This window comes from Burkholderia cenocepacia (genome assembly GCF_014211915.1).
GTDB lineage: Bacteria > Pseudomonadota > Gammaproteobacteria > Burkholderiales > Burkholderiaceae > Burkholderia > Burkholderia orbicola.
The window spans coordinates 1,722,715-1,746,793 of sequence record NZ_CP060040.1 but is presented as its reverse complement, the minus strand read 5'-3'; the positions used below and the strand labels follow the sequence as shown (position 1 = coordinate 1,746,793).

Sequence of the window (24,079 nt, the reverse complement as noted above, 5' to 3'; positions counted from 1 at the left end):
AACATGTTGCTGATCGAATGTCCGTGGTGCGGGCCGCGCGCCGAATCCGAGTTCACGTGCGGCGGTGAAGCCGACATCGTGCGCCCGGTGGCGAACGAAACCATGACCGACCGCGAATGGGGCGAATACGTGTTCATGCGCGAGAACAAGCGCGGGCTGCACAAGGAGCAATGGCTGCACACGCAGGGCTGCCGCCGCTGGTTCAAGGTGACGCGCGACACGGTCACCTACGATATCAAGGGCTACGAAAAGTTCGGCGGGGCTGCCATCAGTGGCGCCGCTGCCGGCAACGCACACGAAGAGGGCACGAGCAAATGAGCCAGAAAGACCGCCTCGGCACCGGTGGCCGCATCAATCGCGCGATTCCGCTGACGTTCACGTTCAACGGCCGCACGTACCAGGGCTTCCAGGGCGACACGCTCGCGTCCGCGCTGCTCGCGAACGGCGTGCATTTCGTCGCGCGCAGCTTCAAGTATCACCGCCCGCGCGGGATCGTCACGGCGGACGTGGCCGAACCGAATGCCGTCGTGCAGCTCGAAACCGGCCCGTACACGGTGCCGAACGCGCGCGCGACCGAGATCGAGCTGTACCAGGGCCTCGTCGCGACGAGCGTGAACGCCGAGCCGACGCTCGAGAACGACAAGTACGCGATCAACCAGAAGTTCTCGCGCTTCATGCCGGCCGGGTTCTACTACAAGACCTTCATGTGGCCGCGCAACATGTGGCCGAAGTACGAAGAGAAGATCCGTGAAGCGGCCGGCCTCGGCAAGGCGCCCGAAGTGCTCGACGCCGATCGCTACGACAAGTGCTACGCGCACTGCGACGTGCTCGTGGTCGGCGGTGGCCCGTCGGGCCTCGCCGCCGCGCATGCGGCCGCCACGGCCGGCGCGCGCGTGATCCTCGTCGACGACCAGCGCGAACTCGGCGGCAGCCTGCTGTCGTGCCGCGCGGAGATCGACGCGAAGCCCGCGCTGCAATGGGTCGAGAAGATCGAGGCCGAACTGCGCAAGCTGCCCGACGTGACGATCCTGTCGCGCAGCACCGCGTTCGGCTATCAGGACCACAACCTCGTGACGGTCACGCAGCGCCTGACCGATCACCTGCCGGTATCGATGCGCAAGGGCACGCGCGAGTTGCTGTGGAAGGTCCGCGCGAAGCGCGTGATCCTCGCGACCGGCGCGCACGAGCGGCCGATCGTGTTCGGCAACAACGACCTGCCGGGCGTGATGCTGGCGGGCGCGGTGTCCACCTACGTGCATCGCTTCGGCGTGCTGCCGGGCCGCAACGTGGTCGTGTTCACGAACAACGATCGTGCATACCAGACCGCGCTGGACCTGAAGGCGTGCGGCGCGAAGGTGACGGTCGTCGATTCCCGCGCATCGTCGAACGGCGCGCTGCCGGCCGCAGCCAAGCGGCAGGGCGTGACGGTGATGAGCGGTGCGGTCGTCACGGCCGCTTCGGGCAAGTGGCGCGTATCGTCGGTCGACGTCGCGTCCTACTCGAACGGCCAGACTGGCGGCAAGCTGCAGACGCTGCCGTGCGACCTCGTCGCGATGTCGGGCGGCTTCAGCCCGGTGTTGCACCTGTTCGCGCAATCGGGCGGCAAGGCGTGCTGGAACGACGAGAAGGCGTGTTTCCTGCCGGGCAAGCCGGTGCAGGCGGAAGCGAGCATCGGTGCGGCGGCCGGCGAATTCGGGCTGGCTCGTGCGCTGCGGCTCGCGGTCGATGCGGGCGTGGAAGCGGCGAAGGCCGCGGGCTTCACGGCCGCGCAACGTCCGGCCGCACCGCAGGTCGCCGAAGCCGTCGAGGGCGCGCTGCAACCGTTGTGGCTCGTCGGGAGCCGCGAGGCAGCCGCGCGCGGACCGAAGCAGTTCGTCGATTTCCAGAACGACGTCGCGGCGGCCGACATCCTGCTCGCCGCGCGTGAAGGCTTCGAGTCGGTCGAGCACGTGAAGCGCTACACGGCGATGGGTTTCGGCACCGACCAGGGCAAGCTCGGCAACATCAACGGGATGGCGATCCTCGCGGGTGCGCTCGGCAAGACGATTCCGGAAACGGGCACGACGACGTTCCGCCCGAACTACACGCCCGTGTCGTTCGGCACGTTCGCGGGCCGCGAGACCGGCGATTTCCTCGACCCGATCCGCAAGACGGCCGTGCACGAATGGCACGTCGAGCACGGCGCGATGTTCGAGGACGTCGGCAACTGGAAGCGCCCGTGGTACTTCCCGAAGAACGGCGAGGATCTGCATGCGGCCGTGAAGCGCGAATGCCTCGCGGTGCGCAACGGCGTCGGCATTCTCGACGCGTCGACGCTCGGCAAGATCGACATCCAGGGCCCGGACGCGGTGAAGCTGCTGAACTGGATGTACACGAACCCATGGAACAAGCTCGAAGTGGGCAGGTGCCGCTACGGGCTGATGCTCGACGAAAACGGGATGGTGTTCGACGACGGCGTGACCGTGCGCCTCGCCGACCAGCATTTCATGATGACGACCACCACCGGCGGCGCGGCGCGCGTGCTGACGTGGCTCGAGCGCTGGCTGCAGACCGAATGGCCCGACATGAAGGTGCGGCTCGCGTCCGTCACCGATCACTGGGCGACGTTCGCGGTGGTCGGCCCGAAGAGCCGCAAGGTCGTGCAGAAGGTGTGCCAGGACATCGACTTCGGCAATGAAGCGTTCCCGTTCATGAGCTACCGCAACGGCACGGTTGCCGGCGCGAAGGCGCGCGTGATGCGGATCAGCTTCTCGGGCGAGCTGGCCTATGAAGTGAACGTGCCGGCGAATGCGGGCCGCGCGGTGTGGGAAGCGCTGATGGCGGCCGGTGCCGAGTTCGACATCACGCCGTACGGCACCGAGACGATGCACGTGCTGCGCGCGGAGAAGGGCTACATCATCGTCGGCCAGGACACCGACGGCTCGATCACGCCGTTCGACCTCGGGATGGGCGGCGTCGTCGCGAAGTCGAAGGACTTCCTCGGCAAGCGTTCGCTGTCGCGTTCGGATACCGCGAAGGAAGGCCGCAAGCAGTTCGTCGGCCTGTTGACCGAAGACGAACAGTTCGTGCTGCCGGAAGGCGCGCAGATCATCGCGAAGGACACGCAGGTGTCGGCCACCGATCCGACGCCGATGATCGGCCACGTGACGTCGAGCTACTACAGCCCGATCCTGAAGCGCTCGATCGCGCTCGCGGTGGTGAAGGGCGGCCTGAACAAGATGGGCGAGAGCGTCGTGATTCCGCTGGCCAACGGCCGGCGCATCACCGCGAAGATCTCCAGCCCGGTTTTCTACGATACCGAAGGGGTGCGTCAGCATGTGGAATGAAACGAGAAACCAGACGCAGGTGGCGGGTGCGGGCGGCGTGACGCTTGAATCGCCGTTCGTCGGCGCGGCCGACGTGCTGAAGGCGCACCAGGCGCGCGCGTCGAAGAAGTTCACGCTGCGCGAGCGGCCGTTCCTCGATCTCGTCAACGTGCGCGGCGAGTTGAGCGATCCGGCCTTCGTCGCCGCGTTCGAGCGCGTGGTCGGCTGCCTGCCGCCCGCGGCGCCGAACACGGTGGCGCGTGGTGCCGAATACGACGTGCTGTGGCTCGGCCCCGACGAATGGCTCGTGCGGTCGAACGGGCCGGTCCAGGCCGGCGTGCTCGAGGCGAAGCTGGCCGAGGCCGTGCAGGGCTCGTATGCGGCGGCCGTCGACGTCGGCAGCGGCTACACGGTGGTCGAGATCAGCGGCGAACGCGTGCGCGACGTGATCGCGCGCGGCTGCCCGCTCGATCTGCATCCGCGCGTGTTCAAGCCGGGCCAGTGCGCGCAGTCGCACTACTTCAAGTCGCCGATCACGCTGATCCCGACCGGCGACGACACGTTCGAGATCGTCCTGCGTCGCAGCTTCGCCGATTATTTCGTGCGCATCATGCTCGACGCCGCGGCGCCGCTCGTCTCATGAAGCCGTTCGACGAACCGTTCGTGGCGATCGACGCGCCGCGCCTGCGCGGGCGCGGCTGGAGCGTGTTCGTCGACGAACTGAAGGTGCCCGCGCGGATCGGCATTCATGCGCACGAGCATGAAGCGCCGCAGCCGGTCGTGATCGACGCGCGGCTCGGGTATCGGTGCGAGCCGAGCGAGCAGGGCGAGTGGATCGACTACGACGGCTATTGCGCGCGCGTGGCGTCGTTCCTGTCGCACAAGCCGCATACGCGGCTGCTGGAGACGCTCGTCGCGGATCTCGCGGTGCTGTCGTTCCGCGAATGGCCGGCGCTGGAATCGCTGACGCTGTCGATGTACAAGCCGAAGATCCGGCCGGGGACGAAGCGCGTCGGCGTGTCGCTCGACTGGACGCGCGGGGATTACCTGCGGTGGACGGGGGCGGCGGGGCAGCTTTGATCGGAGGGGGCCGGATCAAGGCACGAGGGAGGTGATCCGGCGATTCCATGGGGCGGCGGCGCGAATGCGCCGCCGCACTCGTTTATAGTTCCTGAAATATGAGAATAATGAGTCGTCGCCGGACTTTGTATTTTTGTTCCTGAAATATCGGAATAATTGGCGATCCGGCCGACGAATCACTATAATTCCGATATTCTCGTAACTATGCTGTCGATCGCCCTTCGATGGCGCTTTGTTCCTGAAATTTCGGAATTATGGCCCGCACCTTACCGCAACCCGTCGCGATACCTGACCCGCTCGCACCGGATCTCGCCACCTTGGGGGCGCTCGTGCGCAACCGGCGCGCGCAGAACCAGATGCGGATCGACGATGCAGCCGACATGCTCGGCGTCTCCAAGGACGTACTGTCACGCCTCGAAAACGGGCGCGCGGTGAGTCTCGACAAGTTGTTCAAGGTGCTGGACGGCTTTGGCCTGAATTTGCTCGTCGTGCCGAAACGCGACGTTCAGGTGGCGCGCAAGGCAGTGCGCGATCACGCGACGATACGTGCCGTTTCGCCTAGCACGTCCCGTTCGTCCGAGGGCGCGTGATGATCCATCGCCTGCGGATTTCGGCTGACGGCTTGCCGGTCGGACAACTGACCTATGATGCCCGCCGCGACGACTACGGTTTTTCCTACGATCCGGCGTGGCTCGCGCGGGCAGACGCGTTTGCGTTGTCGCCGTGCATTCCGCTCGATGGCGGCAAGCCGCCGGCGGGCGCGATCCAGCGCTTCGTGGGCAATCTGCTTCCCGAGGGCCGCGCACTCGACGTGGCCGCATCGATGTATCAGATATCGAAGGACAACGTATTCGGCCTGATCCGGATGCTCGGCAAGGAGCCCGTTGGTGCGTTGAGCTTCATTCCGGACGACGATGAGGCCGGGCGGGCATCCGAACCTCTCGAACCCGTGCGCCGACCGATCTCCGCGGAGGAACTGGCCGACCGTATTCGCAAGCGCGATGCGATCCCGTTTCCCGTCTGGGACGATCGGGTGCGCCTGTCGATCGCCGGCCATCAGGACAAGCTGCAGGTGCTCGTCGAAGGCGAGCATATCGCGCTTGTGGACGGGGCACTGAGCAGCTCGCATATTCTGAAGCCCGAGTCGCGCAGCCCGAACGCGCCATTCATGGTCGCCAACGAGCATTTCTGCATGACGTTGGCAGCCCGCATGGGTTTGCCGGTCGCGCATGTCGAGATTCGACGCATCCCCGAGCCGATTCTGCTGATCGAGCGATTCGACCGGCTCGTGACGACCGACCCGGACGACCCGCAGCGCGTGAGCGCTGTGCGACGGCTTCATGTCATCGATGGATGCCAGGCCCTCGACTTGCCGGCGACGCTCAAATACGAACGCAATCTCGGCAACAACGCGGACGTGCGCAATATTCGCGAAGGCGTGAGCTTCGAGAAGCTGTTTTCGCTGACATCGTCTCTGGAGACACCGGCCGTCGCGCGCACAGTCATGCTGCGCTGGGCGTTGCTGCAACTGCTGATCGGCAACAGCGACGCGCATGGCAAGAACATTTCGTTTTTTGTCAGCAGCACCGGGCTCGAGCCGGCGCCGTTTTACGATCTGGTATGCGTGAACGTGTACGGCGACGCTTACGTGCAGGACATGGCGATGGCGTACGGAGATGTATTCCGGACCGAGGAACTGACCGCTTTCGCGCTCGCGGACTTCGCGCATCGCGTGCAGATCCGGCCGGCGCTCGTTGCGCGTGAAATGACGCGGATGGCGACGCTGGCTGCGGAACTGGTTCCCGGGTTGACGGAGTCGGGCGTCTATATGGGCGACGAGCGTGCGTGGGTGCATCGTATCGCCGAGTACGTGCGAGTGCAGGCGGAACGCATCACGCGTATTGCGCCCATGGTGCCCAAGGTCGACGTTACGCTGCTCTGAGCGTGTGCTTCACCGACCATCGGCACGCCACGTCTGCGCCCGCGTTGCGTGCAGGAATGACGGGTGATATGGGATGGGCGGCAGTTCAGTTCGGCTGCGTCAACTGGGCTTCCCACTTCTTCAGGATGCGCCCGCGTGCCCGACTGAAATCCACCCAACAGTTGAGCCAGGCGTCACTCGGAATCATCTGCTGCGGATTGGTGGTCTTCACGTAGTCACAAGTATCGCCGGCAAAACCGGCCCAACCCGTCTGCGATTTCGCGAGTTGGGCGGCAGCGTCGGGGTTGCGTTGGCGCAGCTTGCGAGCAAGCGACCGGTACGCGCTGTCGACTTGCTGCAGCTGCTGATCGAGCACGCAGCGCCGCACGGCTTCCATCGTCGGCCCGTTCGCAGTCGACGACAGCGAAAGCCGATACAGGGCTGGCCGACAGCGCAGCCATGGCAAGCAGCCGGGCCGCACAGCGTCGGGCCGGAGCCGCGCGAACGCGGGAGCCCATTGCTTACTTCGCGTTGCGGTTCGCGGTGGGCGCCGGTGACGGATCGCTGACCGGCACCATGTGCGCCTTCGCGTTGTTCGCGTCGTTCGCGGTATTCGCGCTTTTCGCATCGTCCTCGGGTTCGAGTACGAACCGGAACGAATCGACCCGCTGCATCACTTTCGCCGCATACGCACTCGATCCGCCGCTGTAGCTCTTCAACCCGGCCTGCACGTTGCCGCCGGCCGCCTTCACGTAGCCCGACAGAATGCGCGAGCCGACTTCGACGTTCGCATTCGGCTCCGTCAGATCCTTCACGTTGCGCAGCATGCCGCGGTGCGCGGACGGCACGACCTGCATCAACCCGGTCGCGCCATGCTGGCCGCGCGCCTTTTCCTGGAAGCGCGATTCGATCGAAATAATCGCGTAAACGAGTGCCGGCGGCAGCGAATATTTCGTCGCAGTGACGCTCACGATATCGGCGAGCTTCGCGGCGCGTTCCTTCGCGACGCCGAATTTCTTCGTCAGGTAGGACGTGATGCGGCGGTTTGCTTCGTTGGGCTGATCGTTGGCGAGCGGTGCGGATGCGTCGCCTGGCGCGGATGCGGCTGCTTCGGGCGCAGAGGCAGGCAAGGCGGGCGCCTGCTGCGCCGCGGCGTGCTGCGCAATGCCGAGCGAAAGCACGATCAGCCAGAAGAACCGTCGTCGCATGGTGGAGTGCAGGGAAATGGGAGGCGCATAGTATATCGACCAATCGCGGCGGGTGGTCGAGGGCGGGTTCGAATGAAAGCGACGTGTAGGCTTGTCACATTCGCGATGATCGACGCGCCGATCGTTGCGCGGACACGCATCGGAGTCCGGATGAACGCTAGTTGATGATCTCGCCGATACCGGTTTCGATGCGGATTCTGAGCTGCTCGATGAACTCCGGATCGTAGGGTTCCCAGCTATCGAGTTCGCCAACGATCTTCAAAGGCGATGTGCTTCGATACGATCGCGTCGGATTGCCGGGGAATTTCTTGTCCGTGACGTTCGGGTCGTTTTCGAATTCGCCGGTGGGCTCGACGATGTAGACCCGCGGCCGGCCGTCGCCTTTGGCCATTTCCGCAGCCAGGCCGGCGCCTTTGGGCAGGGCCGTGAAATAAATGTGATTCATCACGACGTCATGCCGATAATTCGATCGGAAGCCTGCCGTCAGCAAGTCGCCGATCCGCAAATCCGCTTTCGTGCCATGAAAAAACGGGCCGGTGTCGAGCACAGCCATGGTTGCTCCTTCGAAAAATTCCGTGACGGCTTCTACGCGCGCCGCGCGCTCGCCGCCCGCGCAATCGCGCCGATCGCATCGCTGACGAGCACCGCGAGCAAGCCGACGATCACGCCGCCTTGCAGCACGAACGCGGTGTTCGACGTCTGCAGGCCCGCGATGATCACGTCGCCGAGCCCGCGCGCGGCCACCGTCGAGCCGATCGTCGCGGTGCCGAGATTGATCACGACCGCGAGGCGGATGCCGTTGACGATCACCGGGAACGCGAGCGGCAGCTCGACGGACACCAGTTGCTGCCAGCCGCTCATGCCCATCCCGCGCGCGGCGTCGACGACGTCGCGCGGCACGTCCTCGAGCCCCGCGATCGTGCTTTCGAAAATCGGCAGGAGCCCGTACAGCACGAGTGCGATCAGCACCGGCTTCAAGCCGAAGCCGACGGCCGGCACGGCCAGCGCGAGCACGGCGACCGGCGGGAAGGTCTGGCCGATATCGACGACGCTGCGCGCGACCGGCAGGAAATCCGCGCCGAACGGCCGCGTGACCGCGATGCCGGCCGCGACCGCGACGATCGTGCCGATCAGGCTCGACAGCGCGACCGTGCCGAGATGCGCGAGCGTGAGATCGAGCAGGCTCGCGCGATCGTAGATCACCGGCGCGCCGTTGTCCGCGAACGGCGCGAACAGGCCCTGCAGCCACGCGGGGCGCAACAGCAGCACGAGCAGCAGCGCGAGCGCGGCCGCGCGGGCGACGTACGCGGAAAGTGACGACTGCTTGAACTGCACGCTGCCGCGGGTCGTCATGCGGGCTTCCTCGCGTGTGCGCGGATCGCGTCGAGCGTGATGTGGCGGGGGCCGCGTGCGTTGGGCGTGCCGTTGGCCGTATCGTCCACGGGCAGCGCATCGACGCCGCGCCACAACAATTCGGACACCGCATCGCGCAGCGTGCGCGTCGCGGCGATCGGTTCGCCATCGACGTGGCCGGCTTCGGCCACGGTGTCGATCGGTGTCAGCGCGAGCAGGCGCAGCGGCCGGTCGACGCCCGCGACGAGCTGTTCGACCACACCCGGTGCCGGGCCGCCGAGAATCTCGGCCGGCGACGCGACCTGCAGCAGTCGCCCGCCGTCCATCACCGCGATCGTGTCGCCGAGCTTCAGCGCTTCCTCGATATCGTGCGTGACGATCACGACCGTGATGCCGAGGCGGCGCTGCAGCGCGAACAGGTCGTCCTGCGCCTTGTTGCGGATGATCGGATCGAGCGCGCCGAACGGTTCGTCCATCAGCAGGATCGCGGGCTCGGCGGCGAGTGCGCGCGCCACGCCGACACGCTGCTGCTGGCCACCCGACAGTTCGTGCGGCAGCTTGCCCGCGAACTCGGCCGGCGCGAGATGGAACAGGTCGAGCAGTTCGTTCACGCGCGCGTCGATGCGCTCGGCGGGCCAGCCGAGCAGGCGCGGCACGGTCGCGATGTTGCGCGCGACGCTCCAGTGCGGAAACAATCCATGCCCCTGGATCGCATAGCCGATGCCGCGCCGCAATTGCTCGGGCGCGACGGTTGCCGTATCGACGCCGTCGATGCGGATCGTGCCGCTGGTGGGCGCGATCAGCCGGTTGATCATGCGCAGGAGCGTCGACTTGCCGCTGCCCGATGCGCCGACGAGCGCGGTGATCGTGCCGCGCTGCACCGTCAGCGATACGTCGTCGACGGCGAGCGCGTCGCCGAAGCGTTTGCCGATCCGTTCGATCTCGATCATCCTGCACGCCCTTTCGCGAGCGACGTCGCGGCTTCGAACACGACCGCGGACGCCAGTGCGAGCGCGATCGTCGGGATCGCGCCGAGCAGCACGAGATCGGCGGCCGATTGCCCGATCCCCTGGAAGATGAAGGTGCCGAACCCGCCGCCGCCGATCAGCGCGGCCACCGCGGTCAGGCCGATGTTCTGCACGAGCACGATGCGCACGCCGCTCAGGATCACCGGCAGCGCGAGCACGAGATCGACGCGCAGCAGCCGCTGCACGCGCGTCATGCCCATCGCGCGGGCCGCTTCGGTCACGTGCGGCGGCACCTGTTCGAGCCCGACCACGACGCTCGAGGCGATCGGCAGCAGCGAATACAGGAACAGCGCGAGCACGGCCGGCGCGACGCCGATCCCGCGAATGCCGAGCGCGGCCGCGAGCGGCACGTGCGCGGCGAGCAGGCCGAGCGGCGCCATCATCAGCCCGTACATCGCGATGCTGGGGATCGTCTGCACGATATTGAGCACGGGCATCGCGACGGTGCGCACCGCCGCGATGCGCGCGCAGGCGATGCCGAGCGGCACGCCGGCGACGAGCGCGGCGGCGACCGAGCCGCCCGCGAGCGACACGTGACGGATCGCCTCGCGCCAGAAATCGTCGCTACGCACCGCGTATTCGCGCATCACGGAGAGGCCGTCCCACCAGCCGCTCGCGAGCGGCACGGAAACCGCTGCTATCGCGACGGCGAGCGCGGCGAGGCGCCGCCACGGGCCGAACGCGAGGCGCGCGAGCGCGTCGGCGATCAGCACGGCCCACGCGAACAGCAGCAGCCAGACGCCGGCGTCGGGCGACACGCGGGCCAGCATGTCGTCGGGCGCGACGACATGCGTTGCGGCCGCGCCGACCGCATACGCGAGCGTCGCGAGCCCCGCGCAGCCGGCCGCGAGCCGCCACGCGGGGCGACTCGCCGTCATCGCCCATAGCGCGCCGACGGTCCATAGCGCGGCGAGTGCGGCGCCCTGCATCGGCGGCAGCGCGGCGAACACCGACAGCCCGGTGCCGGCCGCGATCCGGTTCGGCCGCAGCACCGCGAACGACAGGCCGAACACGGCGACGATCGTCAGGATGCCGATCAGGATGCCGACCTTGTCGAGCGTGACGCGCCGCGCGGACGCGGCCGCACGCTCCGTCATTTCACGAAACCCTTCGCTTTCAGGTAGCTTTTCGCGACGCCGGCCGCCGGCTCGCCGTTGAGCTGGATGCGGGCGTTCAGCGATTGCAGCGTCTTCAGGTCGAGGCTCGCGAACACGGGCTTGAGCAAGTCGGCGATCTGCGGATGCGCTTTCAGCGCGGCTTCGCGGATCACCGGCGCCGGCGCGTAGACGGGCTGCACGTGCTTGTCGTCGTCGAGCACCGCGAGGCCGCTCGATGCGATGCCGCCGTCGGTGCCGTAGACCATCGCGGCGTTCACGCCGTCGGTCTGGTTCGCGGCGGCCTTGATCGTCGCGGCCGTGTCGCCGCCGGACAGCACGACGAGCTGCTCGGGCTTCAGCTTGAAGCCGTACGCTTTCTCGAACGACGGCAGCGCCGACGCGCTGTTCACGAATTCGGCCGAGGCCGCGAGCTTCACCTTGCCGCCGCCGGCCACCCACTTGCCGAAATCGGAGAAGGTCTTCAGGTGCTGCGACTGCGCGACGGGCGCGAGCAGCGCGACGCCCCACGTGTTGTTCGCGGGCGCCGGGGCGAGCCACACGAGATGGTTCGCCGCGTAGTCGAGTTTCTTCGCGGTGTCGTAGCCCTGGCTCGCGTTCTTCCAGACCGGGTCGTCGGCCTTGTTGAAGAAGAATGCGGCGTTGCCCGTGTATTCGGGGTAGACGTCGATCTCGCCGCTCGTGAGCGCCTTGCGCACGATCGGTGTCGTGCCGAGCGCGATCTTTTCGGTGACGGGAATGCCGTGGGCCTTCAGCACCTGTGAAATGAGGTTGCCGAGCAAGTTGCCTTCGGTGTCGATCTTCGACGACACCACGACGGGCGTGTCGGCGTGCGCGCCGGGCGCCACGATGGCGGCGGCGAACGCGAGGCCCAGGATCCGGGCGGGCAGGGCGAGCTTCATCGGGGCCAATCTCCAGGACGGGGGCGTACGCCGAAAGTTACTTGACTGAGCCGGCTTTGGCAAACCGCGTGCGGCGGCGTGTCCACAGCCGGTGTGGGGATAACCCGCATCCGTCATGCGGGCTTGTTACACTGAAATTCGTTCCCTGCCTGCGGACATTTGCTGACATGAAGCCCGAGCTGCTGGTCCTCATCGCGCTGCGCGGCGACGCGCATCGCGAGATCGCCGCGTCGTTCGACGTGCGTTATGCCCCGACGCCCGATGCGCGCGAACGCGCGATCGCCGAACACGGCAGCACGATTCGTGCGGTGCTGACCAACGGCAGCACCGGGCTGACCGCCGCCGAGATCGACCGGCTGCCGCGGCTCACGTTCGTCAGCGCGCTCGGCGCGGGCTACGAGCACATCGACGTCGCGCACGCGAAGGCGCGCGGCATCACCGTGGTCACGGGCGCCGGCACCAACGACGATTGCGTCGCCGATCACGCGTTCGCGCTGCTGCTCGCGGCGGTGCGCAACGTCGTGCAGCTCGATGCGAAGACCCGCGCGGGCGTGTGGCGCGACGGGCTGTCGATGCCGCCGAACGTGTCGGGCAAGAAGCTCGGCATCGTCGGGCTCGGCAAGATCGGCGAGAAGTGCGCGCGCCGCGCGGCCGGCTTCGACATCGAGATCGGTTATCACAACCGCTCGGAGAAGCCCGTGCCGTACCGCTATTTCGACCGGGTCGACGCGCTCGCGCAGTGGGCCGATTTCCTGATCGTCGCGACGCCTGGCGGCGCGGGCACGCGGCATCTGATCGATCGCACCGTGCTCGATGCGCTCGGCCCGGGCGGCTTTCTCGTCAACGTATCGCGCGGCAGTGTTGTCGATACCGCTGCTTTGGCAGACGCACTGCGCGAAGAGCGCATCGCGGGCGCGGGGCTCGACGTGTACGAAGGGGAACCGGAGCCGCCGCGTGCGCTGACCGATCTCGACAGCGTCGTGCTCACGCCGCACATGGGCGGCTGGTCGCCCGAGGCGCTCGATCGCTCGGTGCGGCAATTTCTCGACAACGCGGCGCGGCATTTCACGGGGCAGCCGGTGTTGACGCCGGTGTGAGCGCCGGGCGGCGGCGTCGAATCAGTCCGCCTGCTTGCAGAATGCCCAGTAGAAATCCGGCAGGTTCGCCGGCTTGGCGGCATCGAGGTCGATCCAGCCGAACTGGTGGTGCTCGTCGCTCAGCACGATTTCACGGCGATCGACCTCGCACCGGAAGCACACGATCAGGACGCGCTTGCCCGGCACGACCTCGCACGAACGGCTGCCCACGTAGCGGATCGCCGATGCGACGATTCCGCATTCCTCCTGCACTTCGCGTGTGACGGCGTCTTCGAGCGATTCGCCCGCTTCGGGCCAGCCGCCCGGCAGCTCCCACTCGTCGCGGGGATTGCGCAGGAACAGGACGGAACGGCCATCGCGGACGATGGCTTTGGCGCTGAGGGGAATCATGGGGGCTCACCGTGGGCATTCGATTTCTGCAGCCTAGCGCAGGTGTTCCCTTCTTGCAGTGATTCCCCGCCCGCATCGACGGGCATGCGGGCGGGGAACGCGGCGCCGTTACGCCGGCAGCCGGCGCACGACTACGCGCCGGTCGACGGCGAAGCCAGCGGCACCGTTACCGACGTGCCGGCCGGATCGAGCGTCAGGCCCGTGCCGGGCGTCGGCCGCAGTGTCGCCTCGTAGTCGCTGGAGAGGACGACGAGCCCGAGCCGGTGGCCGGCTTCCAGCTTGTAGTCGCGCGGCATGAAGGTCAGCTTCAGGTCGTACGGCATGCCGGGCAGCACCGGTTGCGACACCCACTCGGACAGCCGGTTGCGCGGGTCGGTCCATGCGCGCGTGACGATCGTCGCCGTGCCGTCCGGCGCGCGGTCGACCAGCAAGGCCGTCACGTTCGCGACGCCCGTGAAGGTCAGCCTGACGCGTGCGGTCGCGGCGCCGGACAGGCGTGCCGCGGCCGTCAGCGGGGCCGTCTCGAAGCGGCTGCGGTTCTCGCCGGTCGCCGTGTTCGCCAACGTGAGCGCGGGAATGCGCGCATCGTCGGTGAAGCGCGCGAGCGGGCCGCCGCTCGGCAGCCGCAGCAACGTGCCGGTGCTCGCGCCGTCGCCGCCCGCGAAGTACGTGACCGGCGTCGCGTGGCGCGCGGCCCAGTCCGCTTCCTTCAGCAGCGTGCCGTCCGCCTGCGCGACCACCGCGCGCGGATCCTGCTCGACGCCGTTGTCATAGCCGATCAGGTAGCGCGTGAACCAGCGGTTCACCTCCGCGGTCCACGCGTCGGCCATCCCGGGCACCCGGGTCGGATCGGTGTGCTTCAGGCGATGCAGCCACAGCTGGGTCGGCACGCCCTGGCGTCGCATCGCCAGATACCACGACGTCGACTGGTCGACGCGCACGTTGTCGTCGGTGAGACCCTGCGCGACGAGCGCCGGCGCGACCGCGAATGCGGTCGGGATGTCGCGGGCGGCCCAGAACGGCGAATAGTCGCCGGTCTTGCGGTCTTCCTGCTGCAGCGCTTCGTCGATCAGGTGCGTGCAGCGCTCCGGATGCGCGTTGGTCAGCAGCGCCTTGATGTACACGTCGACATCCTCGCCCTGATAGCCTTCCGGCGCACGCACGAGGCCGCCCGAGCGGTAGTAGCCGTACATGTTCGACAGCCCGGCGATCGGCACGATCGCGTCGAGCCCGCGCGTGCGCAGGCTCGCGACCATCTTCGGCAGCGTGCCGTCGTACGACACGCCGTACATGCCGACGTGGCCGGTCGACCAGTTCGCGACGACCGTCTTGCCGTTCGCGTCCTTCGCGGTCGCGTCGCGCCCGAGCCAGCGGATCACCGACGCCATCGCGACCGATTCGTCGCGCGTCAGGATCGTCGGGCAGCCGTCCGAGCCGGCGGTACCGAGCGAATCCGCGTAGACGATCGTGAAGCCGCGCGGCACGAAGTAGCTTTCGATCCACGAGCGGCCGGCGGCGGCCGCCTCGACCTGCTGCAGCATCCGCGACTGCGGCGCGGCGGCCAGGATGCGCGTGGACGCCGATGCCGCGGCACCGGCGGTCGCGGCCGGATGCGGCGTGCCGTCGAGTTCGACGTCGACGTCGTGGTTGGGGCTGTCGGCGAGCCCCGCGTAATACGGGCTCGCGAGCACGATGACGGGCGTGCGCGCGCCGTTCGCGGTTTCGGACGGCCGCACGATGCGCACGTGGATGCGGTCGCGCGTGCCGTCGCCGTCGGAATCGACCGGCGTGTCGACCCACGCGTTTTCCTCGATCGTGCCGCCCGACAGCGATGGCTGCACCTGGCCGTTGCTGATCACCGGCTTGTAGCGTCCGCCGCTCGCCGGGTTCGCGTACGGCACGCCGGACGGCGAAAAGCGCGACGCGAGCGATGGCCCACCGGCTGTATCGGCCGCGGCGGCGGCCCCCTCCTGTTGGCCCTGCGCGAGCGCTGACACGCCCGCCACGCTGCCGCCGTCGTCGCCGCCGCACGCGGCGAGCGTCGCGGCCGCCACGAGCGCGGGCAGCCATGCGCGCCGCACTCCGGTTCGATGAATGTTCATTGAATCGACCTCGTCTCTTGTGTTTGTCTGGAACCGGCCGGCTCGCGATACGCCCCCTGCGGCCTGGCCGGGTGCTGCGTCGGTTGAAGCGGAACTGCACCATCAAAAACGGCGGGGGAGATGGATGAGCGTCTCGCCCGGTGCCGGCGCGCGTCAGGCGGCGCGCATCCGGCCGGCGTCGAGGCGAGTGATCGCCCCGAACGGAAATCGTCAGTGCGGCGGTGCGCTACGAATGCAGGACTGCGAATCAAATGCGGGCATGCCCGGGCTTCCTTCAGGTTTCGGATGAAACGGAACGGCGCGATGCGATGAGGCGGGAGTGTTGCGAACGGCGGTGCTGCAACGGCAGGAAAGCGCGACGCGAGTCGGCACGCCGGCCGGATTGCTTTCCGGAAGCTTGCGCAAAAGTTATCTCAGTGAAATGTTCGTGTCAAACTTTTTTAGTTCAAATCAAACAAAGTTTCGACGCGTGTGTGACATGCGCGCTCAACTTCCCGGCAATCCGTCCGTAAACAATGAAAAACACGCTTAAAACGAGTGAGAGGGCAATGACGATTACGGTCACGGCGGCGGGCGGCCTTACGCTCGCACAAATGGCGCAGGCGGCGCTGGACGGGCGCCAGACGACGGACGCGACGGCGTCCGGCGCACCACAAGACGCGCCGATCAGCGTCCGGGCAATCGATCCGCAAGCGCAGCAGGCGGCGATGACGAAACAGTTGTCGATGGTGGGTGACCTGTCGATGAAGCTGCGCGGCGTGACCGACGCGCTCGCGACGAGCCTGCAGGACATCGTCGCGAAGCGGCCGGATCTGGCCGATGCGCAGTTCGACTTCGTGACCGACGCCGGCCGGATCAAGGTCGTGTCGAAGACGATGACGGACAGCGATCGCGCATGGATCGAGTCGACGCTGAATTCGAACGCCGGTCTCGTGCTCGCGACGCGCGATTTTCACGAGCAGGCCGTCGATATCGCCGCGCAGGGTGCGGCCGTGCGCGGCGACACGTTCACGGACAGCGATCGCGCGGCGGCTAGTCAGGGCGCCGACGCGCGCTTTCATTTCATGAGCCTGCTCAACCGGTCGGTCGCGGACAACCCGCCGCCCGTGGCGCCCGGCGGGCACTTCACCACGCAGGACGGCACGACGCTGATGATCGAGCCGTCGGCCGGCACCGCGCGCGGCACGCTTGCGTTGCTGAACACCGCGCGCCAGCTATCGTCGGGCGCGGCGATCTTCGTCGACTCGTCCGGCAACAAGTCCTACGGCATGCGCACGGAACTCGTCAACGTCGGCTTCGACGTGCTCGCCGGCTACACGCCGGACGGCGGCAACAGCGTCGGCTTCCACGAGATCGCGTAACGCCGCGCCATTCGCGCCGATTGCGCCTACTCGTCGCGCAGCGCCTCGGCTGGCCGCACCCGCGCGGCGCGCCAGCTCGGGTACAGCGTCGCGACGCAAGACATCAGGAACGCGGCCGACGCGATCTCGATCACGTCGATTGCCGACAGCTTCGACGGCAGTGCGCTGAGGAAGTACACGGACGGCGTCAGGAAACGGATGCCGAGCAACTGCTCGACTGCCGGCAGCACCACCGGGATGCTCACCGCGATCGCGCAGCCGAGCGCGACGCCTGCCAGCGTGCCGGCGAGCCCGATCGTCATCCCCTGGATCGCGAAGATCTTCATGATCGAGCGGGGCGGCGCGCCGAGCGTGCGCAGGATCGCGATGTCGCCCTGCTTCTGCGTGACCGTCATCACGAGCGACGACACGAGGTTGAACGCGGCGACCGCCACGATCAGCATCAGGATCAGCGACAGCATCCGTTTCTGCAGCCGCTCGGCTTCGAACCACGTGCGGTTCTGCCGCGTCCAGTCGCGGATGTAGAGGTTGCCCGACAGCGAGCGCGACAGCGCGAGCGCGATCTCGGGCGCGCGCTGCAGATCGTCGACGCGCAGCCGGATGCCGGTCGGCGCGTTCACGTTGGACAGTTGCTGTGCGTCGCGGATATGGATGTACGCGAGCGCGCTGTCGTACTGGTAGTGGCCCGACTCGAACGTGCCGACCACGTTGAACTGGCGGAACCGCGGCAGCGCGTCGCCCAGGCGCGCGGTGTTGCCGGGCGCGAAGAACGTGATGCGGTCGCCGATCTTCACGTGCAGCGCGTCCGCAAGCGCGGCGCCGAGCACGATGCCCATCTCGCCCGGCACGAGCGCGTCGAGGCGTCCGGTCTTCAGCTTGCGCGCGATCTCGGACACGCGCGGCTCGAGCACGGGATCGATGCCGCGCAACGCGACGCCCGTCACGTTGCCCGCGTTCGTCAGCAGCGCCTGTGCGTCGACATAGGGCGCGACGGCACGCACCGCCGCATTCTGTAACGATTCGTGCGCGGTCAGCCGCCAGTCGGGCATCGCGCCGGACGGCGAGAAGATTTCCACGTGTGCGAGCACCGACAGCATCCGGTCGCGCACCTCGGTGCGAAAGCCGTTCATCACCGACAGCACGACGATCAGCGCGGCCACGCCGAGCGCGATGCCGGCCATCGCGGCGCCGGCGATGAACGACACGAAGCCGTCGCCGGCCGAGCGCCGGCCGCCGCGCGCGTAGCGCAGCCCGATCTGCCATTCGAACGGGAGTTTCAAGCGGTTTCCTTTCATTTCGATTCGATCCTGCCGAGCCGCGCATTCTAGCGAACGTGGCGCGACCGCGTGTAGCCGTCGGGTCGCGATGGCCCGCGGCCAGCCGATACCCGACCGCCTGCCGGGTCGGAGACGTATCGTGGACGGCGCCCGCGTGGGCCGCAACTGGTCGAAGCCGTGATGCTGCACGAGGACCGCTGGTTCCGGTGGCATCCGGGTTTCAGTCCGTACGGACTCGCGTGCGGCGCATGGATCAGCTACGTGCGCGGCGGGCAGGACGCGATCGACCGTGCGCTGGCCGCGTCGCGTAACCGGCTGTATGCGCGCTGGCTGACGACGCATCCGGGCGATACGTCGCTCAAGCCGCTGTCCGCGTTGCCGTTCGACGCGCCGCATGCGGTCGACCAGGCGCTCGCCGCGCGCAACGATACGCGCGACATGGGCGTGCTGCATCCGGATTGCCGCGATGCCGGGCAGGTCGAAGGCGACCCGCCGCGCATCACGTCGCCGCTACGCGACAGTCCGTATGCGATGCGCGTGAAGGCCACCGACGAAACGCGCATCGCGTTCAACGCGACCGCCGATGCGAGCGCGCATGCGCTGTACGGGTTCGTCAACGATGCGTACGTCGGCCGCAGCGCGCCGGGCGACGCGTTGTTCTGGCAGCTGCGCACGGCCGGCAGCTACACGGTGCGGGTGGTCGACGATCACGGGTGCAGCGATCAGCGGCCGCCGGGAGTGGGGCTGGAGCAGTAAGCAGGCGCGGCCCGCTCGCGCCGGTTCAGACGCTGTAGCCGATTCTCAGCACACCCCACGGCCGTCCGCCGACGACGATCGGCGCGGACACGTCCTTCATCAGCGCGAACTGGCCGTTGCCCATGTCGCGCCGATAGGTCTGCAACAGGAACGGCTTGTCATGCGCCACGGACATGCGCGCCGTGCGGTCCGTGTAGATCCGGCGATTCCGGCAATTCGCCGCGTTCCACGCGGCATCCGCGCGCTGGGGCAGCGAGAACTTCCGGTTGTGGGTCGGCAGGTAGCACTGCCGGTCGAAGCTCGCGCAATAGACGACGCGTGCGTCGACGTCGAGCACCGGCTCCTGGATGGCGGGCAGCACGCGATCGGTAAACGTCGTGAAGCGCGTCATGAACTGCTGCGGGTCGGTGCCGGGAATCGGTTCGTAGTGCGTGTCGAAGAGCGCGTCGAGCGTAATGTCGCCGCGGCCGACCGCCTCCTCGAAGAGCTTGCTGATCGCGGCGGCCGTGCTTCGCGCGGTGTCGATCAGGCGCGTGTCGGGCGATTCGATGCCGGTCGCGGCGGTGAGCTCGATCAGCGTCTCGGAGACGGAGAGGAGATTGCCGAGGCGGTCCTTGGCCTGCGAGAAGTTGTCGGCCGAGTTCTCGACGCCGGACGCCATCTCGCCCACCTGTTCGTCGAGACGGTGGCACTGCGCTTCGATCTCGTCCGTCAGCGACGCGATCTGCTCGGCCTCGCCGGCCAGCTCGGTGATCGCTTGGCCGGTCGCGTGCACGACCTCGCCGATCGTGCGCGTGCCCTCGCGCACGCGATGCGCGCGGGCGGCGTTGTCGGTGCCTTCCGCGAGCAGGTGCTCGGTCTGCTCGGCGAGCCGTGCGAGCGTCGTCTCGATCTGGGCCGTCGCCTGCCCGGTTTTCGCGGACAGGTTCTTGACCTCGGCCGCGACGACCGCGAAGCTGCGCCCCGACTCGCCGGCGCGCGCGGCCTCGATCGCGGCGTTCAGCGCGAGCAGGTGGGTCTGGCGCGCGATGACGGAGATTTCCTCGGACACGGTCCGCACGTGGTCGAGCGCATCGCGCAGCGCGCCCATCTGGTCGCTGATCGTGGTGACGCCCTCGACGAGGCCGTGAATGTCCGCGAGCGAGGCTTCGATCGTCTGCTGCGACTGCTGCACCGCATTCGACGCATTGGCGCTGACGTCGCGCACCTGCTGCGCGGCCTCGGCGATCCGGTGGTTGCCGCGCAGCGTGAGGGCGGCCGATTCGCGCAGCGTGTGGCACACCTCCGCCTGCCGGGCGACACGGGCGGCGACTTCCTCGACGTGGCCCGATACGTCGCAGATCTCGATGCCGAGCTTGCCGGCCTGCTCGGCGATGTCGCCGACGAGTGCGCGCGATGAACGGCGGCCGCGGCCGATTCCGAAGAAGTTCACGTTGGTGGGTCTCCTTGAGGGCACGCGCGCCGGGTTCCCGGCGGATGTTGGGCGTGCGTTCCTGACTTGACGGCCGCACGGCCGCGGACTTGAGGTCGGGTAAACATCGAGATCCGCGTGCCGGATGGCCGGAGCGGCGCCGGGCAAGGGCGCGTTCGCACCACGCTTGCGCGACGTTTCCGGGGGCGGCTGCGCGGCGGTGTGGAGCCGGACGGGCGGCCCGTCGCGGCCGCCCGTCCGCAGGCGCTGCGTCAGAACACGTGGTGGATGCCGGCGTTGACGCCGACCGTCGTGCCCGGCAGCCCGTACAGCGCGCCGCCCGTGATGCCGAGGCCGGTATTCATCGCGCCGTGGTTGTTGACCACGCCGACCTGCGCATACAGGCCGGTTCGCTTCGACAGGCTGTAGTCGGCGCCGATCGCGGCCAGCAGCGAATGATTGTGCGAATCGTTGCGGTCGGTCGTGTACCACGCGCCGGTGTTCAGGTCGAGGGCCGGCGTGACGCGATAGTCGAGGCCGGCGCTATACACGTTGTTGCTGAACGAGCCGGCGACCTTGTAGCTCGTGAACGATGCCTTGCCGGTCACCGGCCCGAACGTGTAGCCGGCGCCGATCGTGCGGCCGACGAACGCGACCGTGCTCGCAACCGGCGTCGGCGACGTGCCGCCGTTGCCGTCGTAGAGCGCCGCGTTGAGCATGAAACCGCCGTTCGTATAGGTGAGGCTGCCGGAATACTGGCGCCCCGCCTGGAAGTCGCCGGCCTTGCCGCCGAAGCCGAACATCGCGCTGGCCGTCAGCCCGGCGATCGTCGGGCTCGTGTACGAAATCGCGTTCGGGTTGAAGAGGCCGGTGACGAGCACGTTGTCGACGTACGGCACCAGCGCGGCGCCGAAGTGCGAGACGTTGCGCGGGTCCGATCCGAGGATCGCCAGCACGAACGGCGAGAACTGCAGACCGATCTTCGTTTGGCCGAAGCCGCCGTCGATCCCGACCCACGCCTGGCGGCCGAAGAAGTTGCCGTTCGAATGGCCGAACGCGCCGTCCGTGATGTTGAAGCCGCTTTCCAGCTTGAATCTCGCGTGCAGCCCGCCGCCGAGATCCTCGGTGCCCGTGATGCCGAAGTTGGTCGGCGTCATGCCCGTGTCCGTCAGCGCGAACTGGCGTCCGGCGTTGCCGCCGGTGGCCGAATCGAGCGATCGGTTCGTATAGAGCAATGCGGCGTCGAGATCGCCGTACAGCGTGACGCTGCTCTGCGCGAAGCTGCTCGTGCTTGCCGCCGCGCCGAGCAGCGCCGCGCACATCGTCCATGTCCTGCTCTTCATCGTCTGTCTCCGTTTTGTGAGTGTTGTAATACGCATCACTAATTAAAAATGCAGTGGCGGAATCATTGCGAGCCGCCTGCATGCCGTGCCGTCGGGGAACGCACGGCGATGCTTGTCGCCGGTGCCGCAACACGACCGCGAGCCCGGTGTGAGAGACGGGCAAGCGGCCATACTGCGGCGCCGTGGTGAAGCGATCCACCGGCCGTGGCGGGCGATGTCACATCGAGTGGTTCAACTGCTCGAGGATGGCCGGATTCTCGAGCGTGGACGTATCCTGCGTGATCGCCTCGCCCTTCGCGAGCGAGCGCAGCAGGCGCCGCATGATCTTGCCCGAGCGGGTCTTCGGCAGGTTGTCGCCGAAGCGGATGTCCTTCGGCTTCGCGATCGGCCCGATCTGCTTGCCGACCCAGTCGCGCAGCGTCTTCGCGAGCGCCGCCGCTTCGTCGCCTTCCGGGCGCGAGCGCTTCAGCACGACGAATGCGACCACCGCTTCGCCCGTCGTGTCGTCCGGACGGCCCACTACCGCCGCCTCGGCCACGAGTTCATGCGACACCAGCGCCGACTCGATCTCCATCGTGCCGAGCCGGTGGCCCGACACGTTCAACACGTCGTCGATCCGGCCCATGATCGTGAAGTAGCCGGTCTCCTTGTCGCGCACGGTGCCGTCGCCGGCCAGATAGAGCGTGCCGCCGAGTTCTTCCGGGTAATAACTCTTCTTGAAGCGCTCCGGGTCGCCCCAGATCGTGCGGATCATCGCGGGCCACGGGCGCTTGACGACGAGAATCCCGCCTTGCCCGTTCGGCACGTCCTGGCCGGTCTCGTCGACCACCGCGGCCGTGATGCCCGGCAGCGGCAGCGTGCACGAGCCCGGTACGGTCGGCGTGGCGCCCGGCAGCGGCGTGATCATGTGGCCGCCGGTTTCGGTCTGCCACCACGTATCGACGATCGGGCAGCGCTCGTGGCCGACGTGCTTGTGGTACCACATCCACGCTTCCGGATTGATCGGCTCGCCGACCGTGCCGATGATGCGCAGGCTCGACAGGTCATAGCTCTTCGGATGGACCTTGTCGTCCGCTTCGGCCGCCTTGATCAGCGAACGGATCGCGGTCGGCGCGGTGTAGAACACGGTGACCTTGTGATCGCCGATCATCTTCCAGAAGCGGCCGGCGTCCGGATACGTCGGCACGCCCTCGAACACGACCTGCGTGCCGCCGCACGCGAGCGGGCCGTAGGTGATGTACGTGTGGCCCGTTACCCAGCCGATGTCGGCCGTGCACCAGAACACGTCGTCGGGTTTCCAGTCGAAGGTCCACTTCATCGTCTGCGCGGCCCACAGCAGGTAGCCGCCCGTGCTGTGCTGCACGCCCTTCGGCTTGCCGGTCGAGCCCGACGTATACAGGATGAACAGCGGATGCTCGGCGCCGACCCAGGTCGGCTCGCAGCGGTCGGATTCGCCGGCCACCAACTCGTGCATCCACAGGTCGCGCTCCGCATGCCAGTCGATCTTGCCGCCGGTGCGGCGATAGACGATCACGCTCTTGACCGCTTCGCAGCCGCCCAGCGCGATCGCCTCGTCGGCGATGCTCTTGAGCGGCAGGGTCTTGCCGCCGCGCGCCTGTTCGTCGGCGGTGATCAGCGCGACCGCGCCGACGTCGACGAGCCGCTCGTTCAGCGATTTCGCGGAGAAGCCGCCGAACACGACCGAGTGCGTCGCGCCGATGCGCGCGCAGGCCTGCATCGCGACGATGCCTTCGATCGACATCGGAATGTAGATGACGACGCGATCGCCCTTGCCGATGCCGCGTTTCTTCAGCGCATTGGCGAAGCGCGACACGCGTGCGAGCAGGTCCGCATAGGTGACACGGGTGACGGTGCCGTCGTCGGCCTCGAAGATCACCGCGACGCGCTCGCCGTTGCCGGCTTCGACGTGGCGGTCGAGGCAGTTGTACGACGCGTTCAGCTCGCCGTCGTCGAACCATGTGTAGAACGGCGCGTTGCGCTCGTCGAGCACCTTGGTGAACGGCTTGTGCCACGTGAGGCCTTCGCGCGCGAGACGCGCCCAGAAGCCTTCGTAATCCTGCTCGGCCTCGGCGACGAGCGCGCGATAGGCCGGCATGCCGGAAATGGTCGCCGTCTTCTCGAGCGCCGCGGGCGGCGCGAACTGACGGGTTTCGTGAAGAACCGATTCGATCTTGGACAAGCGTGTCTCCATGCGTTCATGTGATTCCTGACGGCGCTCGAGAAAACGCAACATGCGTGCCAGTTGCGCGACTGGTATGCGCCGGCGGCGAAAGTCGCGACGGCCGGGCGTGTAGTGCTCGACCTGATTGGTCGCGCTGTATCGCGGACGGTCGCGCGATGCCGTGTGGCGTTCAGAAATGCAGCAGGTCGTGTTGCAGTCCTGAGCAGTTGGGGCGAGCCGGCAGGTGG

Annotated in this window: 22 protein-coding genes; 9 read left to right on the top strand and 13 right to left on the bottom strand. The window is 67.6% G+C overall.

The genetic code is table 11. The annotated features are described in order from the left end of the window. The first annotated feature begins 3 nt into the window (after positions 1-3). From SY91_RS24270 to SY91_RS24245, 6 genes are all read left to right on the top strand, one after another. Positions 4-318 carry a sarcosine oxidase subunit delta gene (locus tag SY91_RS24270; protein ID WP_023476365.1) on the top strand — a complete coding sequence of 105 codons (315 nt, stop codon included), beginning with the start codon at positions 4-6 and terminating at the stop codon, positions 316-318. Further along, on the top strand, positions 315-3,326 hold the full coding sequence (locus tag SY91_RS24265; protein ID WP_023476366.1) for a sarcosine oxidase subunit alpha family protein: 3,012 nt from the start codon (positions 315-317) through the stop codon (positions 3,324-3,326). The genes SY91_RS24270 and SY91_RS24265 overlap by 4 nt, the downstream gene beginning before the upstream one ends. Further along, entirely contained in the window at positions 3,316-3,948 is a 633-nt protein-coding gene (locus tag SY91_RS24260) for a sarcosine oxidase subunit gamma (RefSeq protein WP_012339473.1), read from the top strand. Before SY91_RS24265 ends, SY91_RS24260 begins: the two co-directional genes overlap by 11 nt. Then, positions 3,945-4,385, top strand: a complete 441-nt coding sequence (locus tag SY91_RS24255; RefSeq protein ID WP_023476367.1) for a dihydroneopterin aldolase — start codon at positions 3,945-3,947, stop codon at positions 4,383-4,385. The genes SY91_RS24260 and SY91_RS24255 overlap by 4 nt, the downstream gene beginning before the upstream one ends. A 254-nt stretch (positions 4,386-4,639) precedes the next feature. Then, positions 4,640-4,975, top strand: coding sequence for a helix-turn-helix domain-containing protein (locus tag SY91_RS24250; protein ID WP_043887612.1), 336 nt, complete (start codon positions 4,640-4,642; stop codon positions 4,973-4,975). Then, the gene (locus SY91_RS24245; protein WP_023476369.1) at positions 4,975-6,327 is read left to right on the top strand and encodes a HipA domain-containing protein; all 1,353 of its coding nucleotides are present in this window, start codon (positions 4,975-4,977) and stop codon (positions 6,325-6,327) included. The genes SY91_RS24250 and SY91_RS24245 overlap by 1 nt, the downstream gene beginning before the upstream one ends. 85 nt (positions 6,328-6,412) lie before the next feature. Here the strand turns inward: SY91_RS24245 and SY91_RS24240 are convergent, their stop codons facing one another. From SY91_RS24240 to SY91_RS24210, 7 genes are all read right to left on the bottom strand, one after another. Further along, entirely contained in the window at positions 6,413-6,703 is a 291-nt protein-coding gene (locus SY91_RS24240; protein ID WP_023476370.1) for a hypothetical protein, read from the bottom strand. Between the two features lie 124 nt (positions 6,704-6,827). After that, positions 6,828-7,514 carry a lytic transglycosylase domain-containing protein gene (locus tag SY91_RS24235; RefSeq protein WP_023476371.1) on the bottom strand — a complete coding sequence of 229 codons (687 nt, stop codon included), beginning with the start codon at positions 7,512-7,514 and terminating at the stop codon, positions 6,828-6,830. A 157-nt stretch (positions 7,515-7,671) separates the two neighbouring features. Continuing rightward, a complete protein-coding gene (gene arr / locus SY91_RS24230; protein ID WP_023476372.1) occupies positions 7,672-8,067 on the bottom strand; it encodes an NAD(+)--rifampin ADP-ribosyltransferase in 396 nt (131 codons plus the stop codon). Positions 8,068-8,099: 32 nt separating this feature from the next. After that, positions 8,100-8,867 carry an ABC transporter permease gene (locus SY91_RS24225; protein ID WP_023476373.1) on the bottom strand — a complete coding sequence of 256 codons (768 nt, stop codon included), beginning with the start codon at positions 8,865-8,867 and terminating at the stop codon, positions 8,100-8,102. Further along, a complete protein-coding gene (locus tag SY91_RS24220; protein WP_006480602.1) occupies positions 8,864-9,817 on the bottom strand; it encodes an ABC transporter ATP-binding protein in 954 nt (317 codons plus the stop codon). The genes SY91_RS24225 and SY91_RS24220 overlap by 4 nt, the downstream gene beginning before the upstream one ends. Continuing rightward, the gene (locus SY91_RS24215) at positions 9,814-10,992 is read right to left on the bottom strand and encodes an ABC transporter permease (protein WP_023476374.1); all 1,179 of its coding nucleotides are present in this window, start codon (positions 10,990-10,992) and stop codon (positions 9,814-9,816) included. Before SY91_RS24215 ends, SY91_RS24220 begins: the two co-directional genes overlap by 4 nt. Further along, on the bottom strand, positions 10,989-11,912 hold the full coding sequence (locus SY91_RS24210) for an ABC transporter substrate-binding protein (RefSeq protein WP_006493662.1): 924 nt from the start codon (positions 11,910-11,912) through the stop codon (positions 10,989-10,991). Before SY91_RS24210 ends, SY91_RS24215 begins: the two co-directional genes overlap by 4 nt. Before the next feature lie 167 nt (positions 11,913-12,079). Here SY91_RS24210 and SY91_RS24205 point away from each other — a divergent pair, with 167 nt between their 5' ends. Then, on the top strand, positions 12,080-13,009 hold the full coding sequence (locus SY91_RS24205; protein ID WP_023476375.1) for a 2-hydroxyacid dehydrogenase: 930 nt from the start codon (positions 12,080-12,082) through the stop codon (positions 13,007-13,009). Positions 13,010-13,030: 21 nt separating this feature from the next. Here SY91_RS24205 and SY91_RS24200 read toward each other — a convergent pair whose 3' ends face one another. Both SY91_RS24200 and SY91_RS24195 read right to left on the bottom strand, forming a co-directional pair. After that, complete coding sequence (locus tag SY91_RS24200; RefSeq protein WP_023476376.1) at positions 13,031-13,399, bottom strand: NUDIX hydrolase; 369 nt, start codon at positions 13,397-13,399, stop codon at positions 13,031-13,033. A 131-nt stretch (positions 13,400-13,530) separates the two neighbouring features. Further along, positions 13,531-15,501, bottom strand: coding sequence for a Xaa-Pro dipeptidyl-peptidase (locus tag SY91_RS24195; protein ID WP_023476377.1), 1,971 nt, complete (start codon positions 15,499-15,501; stop codon positions 13,531-13,533). Positions 15,502-16,049: 548 nt separating this feature from the next. On the opposite strand from SY91_RS24195, the gene SY91_RS24190 reads away from it, so the two are divergent. Next, a complete protein-coding gene (locus SY91_RS24190) occupies positions 16,050-16,862 on the top strand; it encodes a hypothetical protein (protein ID WP_023476378.1) in 813 nt (270 codons plus the stop codon). 26 nt (positions 16,863-16,888) lie between these two features. Here the strand turns inward: SY91_RS24190 and SY91_RS24185 are convergent, their stop codons facing one another. Further along, positions 16,889-18,157: a lipoprotein-releasing ABC transporter permease subunit gene (locus SY91_RS24185; protein WP_124592458.1), complete on the bottom strand. Its 1,269-nt coding sequence runs from the start codon at positions 18,155-18,157 to the stop codon at positions 16,889-16,891. Between the two features lie 162 nt (positions 18,158-18,319). On the opposite strand from SY91_RS24185, the gene SY91_RS24180 reads away from it, so the two are divergent. Then, on the top strand, positions 18,320-18,895 hold the full coding sequence (locus tag SY91_RS24180) for a hypothetical protein (protein WP_260632436.1): 576 nt from the start codon (positions 18,320-18,322) through the stop codon (positions 18,893-18,895). A gap of 25 nt (positions 18,896-18,920) precedes the next feature. On the opposite strand, the gene SY91_RS24175 is transcribed toward SY91_RS24180, so the two are convergent. The 3 genes from SY91_RS24175 to acs all read right to left on the bottom strand — a co-directional run bounded on the left by SY91_RS24175 (position 18,921) and on the right by acs (position 23,849). After that, on the bottom strand, positions 18,921-20,327 hold the full coding sequence (locus SY91_RS24175; RefSeq protein ID WP_185921191.1) for a methyl-accepting chemotaxis protein: 1,407 nt from the start codon (positions 20,325-20,327) through the stop codon (positions 18,921-18,923). A 251-nt stretch (positions 20,328-20,578) separates the two neighbouring features. Then, the gene (locus tag SY91_RS24170; RefSeq protein WP_034175162.1) at positions 20,579-21,649 is read right to left on the bottom strand and encodes a porin; all 1,071 of its coding nucleotides are present in this window, start codon (positions 21,647-21,649) and stop codon (positions 20,579-20,581) included. A 217-nt stretch (positions 21,650-21,866) separates the two neighbouring features. After that, positions 21,867-23,849, bottom strand: a complete 1,983-nt coding sequence (acs, locus tag SY91_RS24165; protein WP_185921190.1) for an acetate--CoA ligase — start codon at positions 23,847-23,849, stop codon at positions 21,867-21,869. Positions 23,850-24,079 lie beyond the last annotated feature (230 nt).

Bases quoted from the DNA above. Each gene is read 5' to 3' on its own strand.
- arr (WP_023476372.1), bottom strand. From the start codon at position 8,067: ATGGCTGTGCTCGACACCGGCCCGTTTTTTCATGGCACGAAAGCGGAT.
- SY91_RS24270 (WP_023476365.1), top strand. From the start codon at position 4: ATGTTGCTGATCGAATGTCCGTGGTGCGGGCCGCGCGCCGAATCCGAG.
- SY91_RS24210 (WP_006493662.1), bottom strand. From the start codon at position 11,912: ATGAAGCTCGCCCTGCCCGCCCGGATCCTGGGCCTCGCGTTCGCCGCC.
- SY91_RS24185 (WP_124592458.1), bottom strand. From the start codon at position 18,157: ATGAAAGGAAACCGCTTGAAACTCCCGTTCGAATGGCAGATCGGGCTG.
- SY91_RS24235 (WP_023476371.1), bottom strand. From the start codon at position 7,514: ATGCGACGACGGTTCTTCTGGCTGATCGTGCTTTCGCTCGGCATTGCG.
- SY91_RS24205 (WP_023476375.1), top strand. From the start codon at position 12,080: ATGAAGCCCGAGCTGCTGGTCCTCATCGCGCTGCGCGGCGACGCGCAT.
- SY91_RS24215 (WP_023476374.1), bottom strand. From the start codon at position 10,992: ATGACGGAGCGTGCGGCCGCGTCCGCGCGGCGCGTCACGCTCGACAAG.
- SY91_RS24195 (WP_023476377.1), bottom strand. From the start codon at position 15,501: ATGAACATTCATCGAACCGGAGTGCGGCGCGCATGGCTGCCCGCGCTC.
- SY91_RS24170 (WP_034175162.1), bottom strand. From the start codon at position 21,649: ATGAAGAGCAGGACATGGACGATGTGCGCGGCGCTGCTCGGCGCGGCG.
- SY91_RS24200 (WP_023476376.1), bottom strand. From the start codon at position 13,399: ATGATTCCCCTCAGCGCCAAAGCCATCGTCCGCGATGGCCGTTCCGTC.
- SY91_RS24240 (WP_023476370.1), bottom strand. From the start codon at position 6,703: ATGGAAGCCGTGCGGCGCTGCGTGCTCGATCAGCAGCTGCAGCAAGTC.
- SY91_RS24225 (WP_023476373.1), bottom strand. From the start codon at position 8,867: ATGACGACCCGCGGCAGCGTGCAGTTCAAGCAGTCGTCACTTTCCGCG.
- SY91_RS24245 (WP_023476369.1), top strand. From the start codon at position 4,975: ATGATCCATCGCCTGCGGATTTCGGCTGACGGCTTGCCGGTCGGACAA.
- SY91_RS24220 (WP_006480602.1), bottom strand. From the start codon at position 9,817: ATGATCGAGATCGAACGGATCGGCAAACGCTTCGGCGACGCGCTCGCC.
- SY91_RS24255 (WP_023476367.1), top strand. From the start codon at position 3,945: ATGAAGCCGTTCGACGAACCGTTCGTGGCGATCGACGCGCCGCGCCTG.
- SY91_RS24250 (WP_043887612.1), top strand. From the start codon at position 4,640: ATGGCCCGCACCTTACCGCAACCCGTCGCGATACCTGACCCGCTCGCA.
- SY91_RS24180 (WP_260632436.1), top strand. From the start codon at position 18,320: ATGCTGCACGAGGACCGCTGGTTCCGGTGGCATCCGGGTTTCAGTCCG.
- SY91_RS24260 (WP_012339473.1), top strand. From the start codon at position 3,316: ATGTGGAATGAAACGAGAAACCAGACGCAGGTGGCGGGTGCGGGCGGC.
- SY91_RS24190 (WP_023476378.1), top strand. From the start codon at position 16,050: ATGACGATTACGGTCACGGCGGCGGGCGGCCTTACGCTCGCACAAATG.
- SY91_RS24265 (WP_023476366.1), top strand. From the start codon at position 315: ATGAGCCAGAAAGACCGCCTCGGCACCGGTGGCCGCATCAATCGCGCG.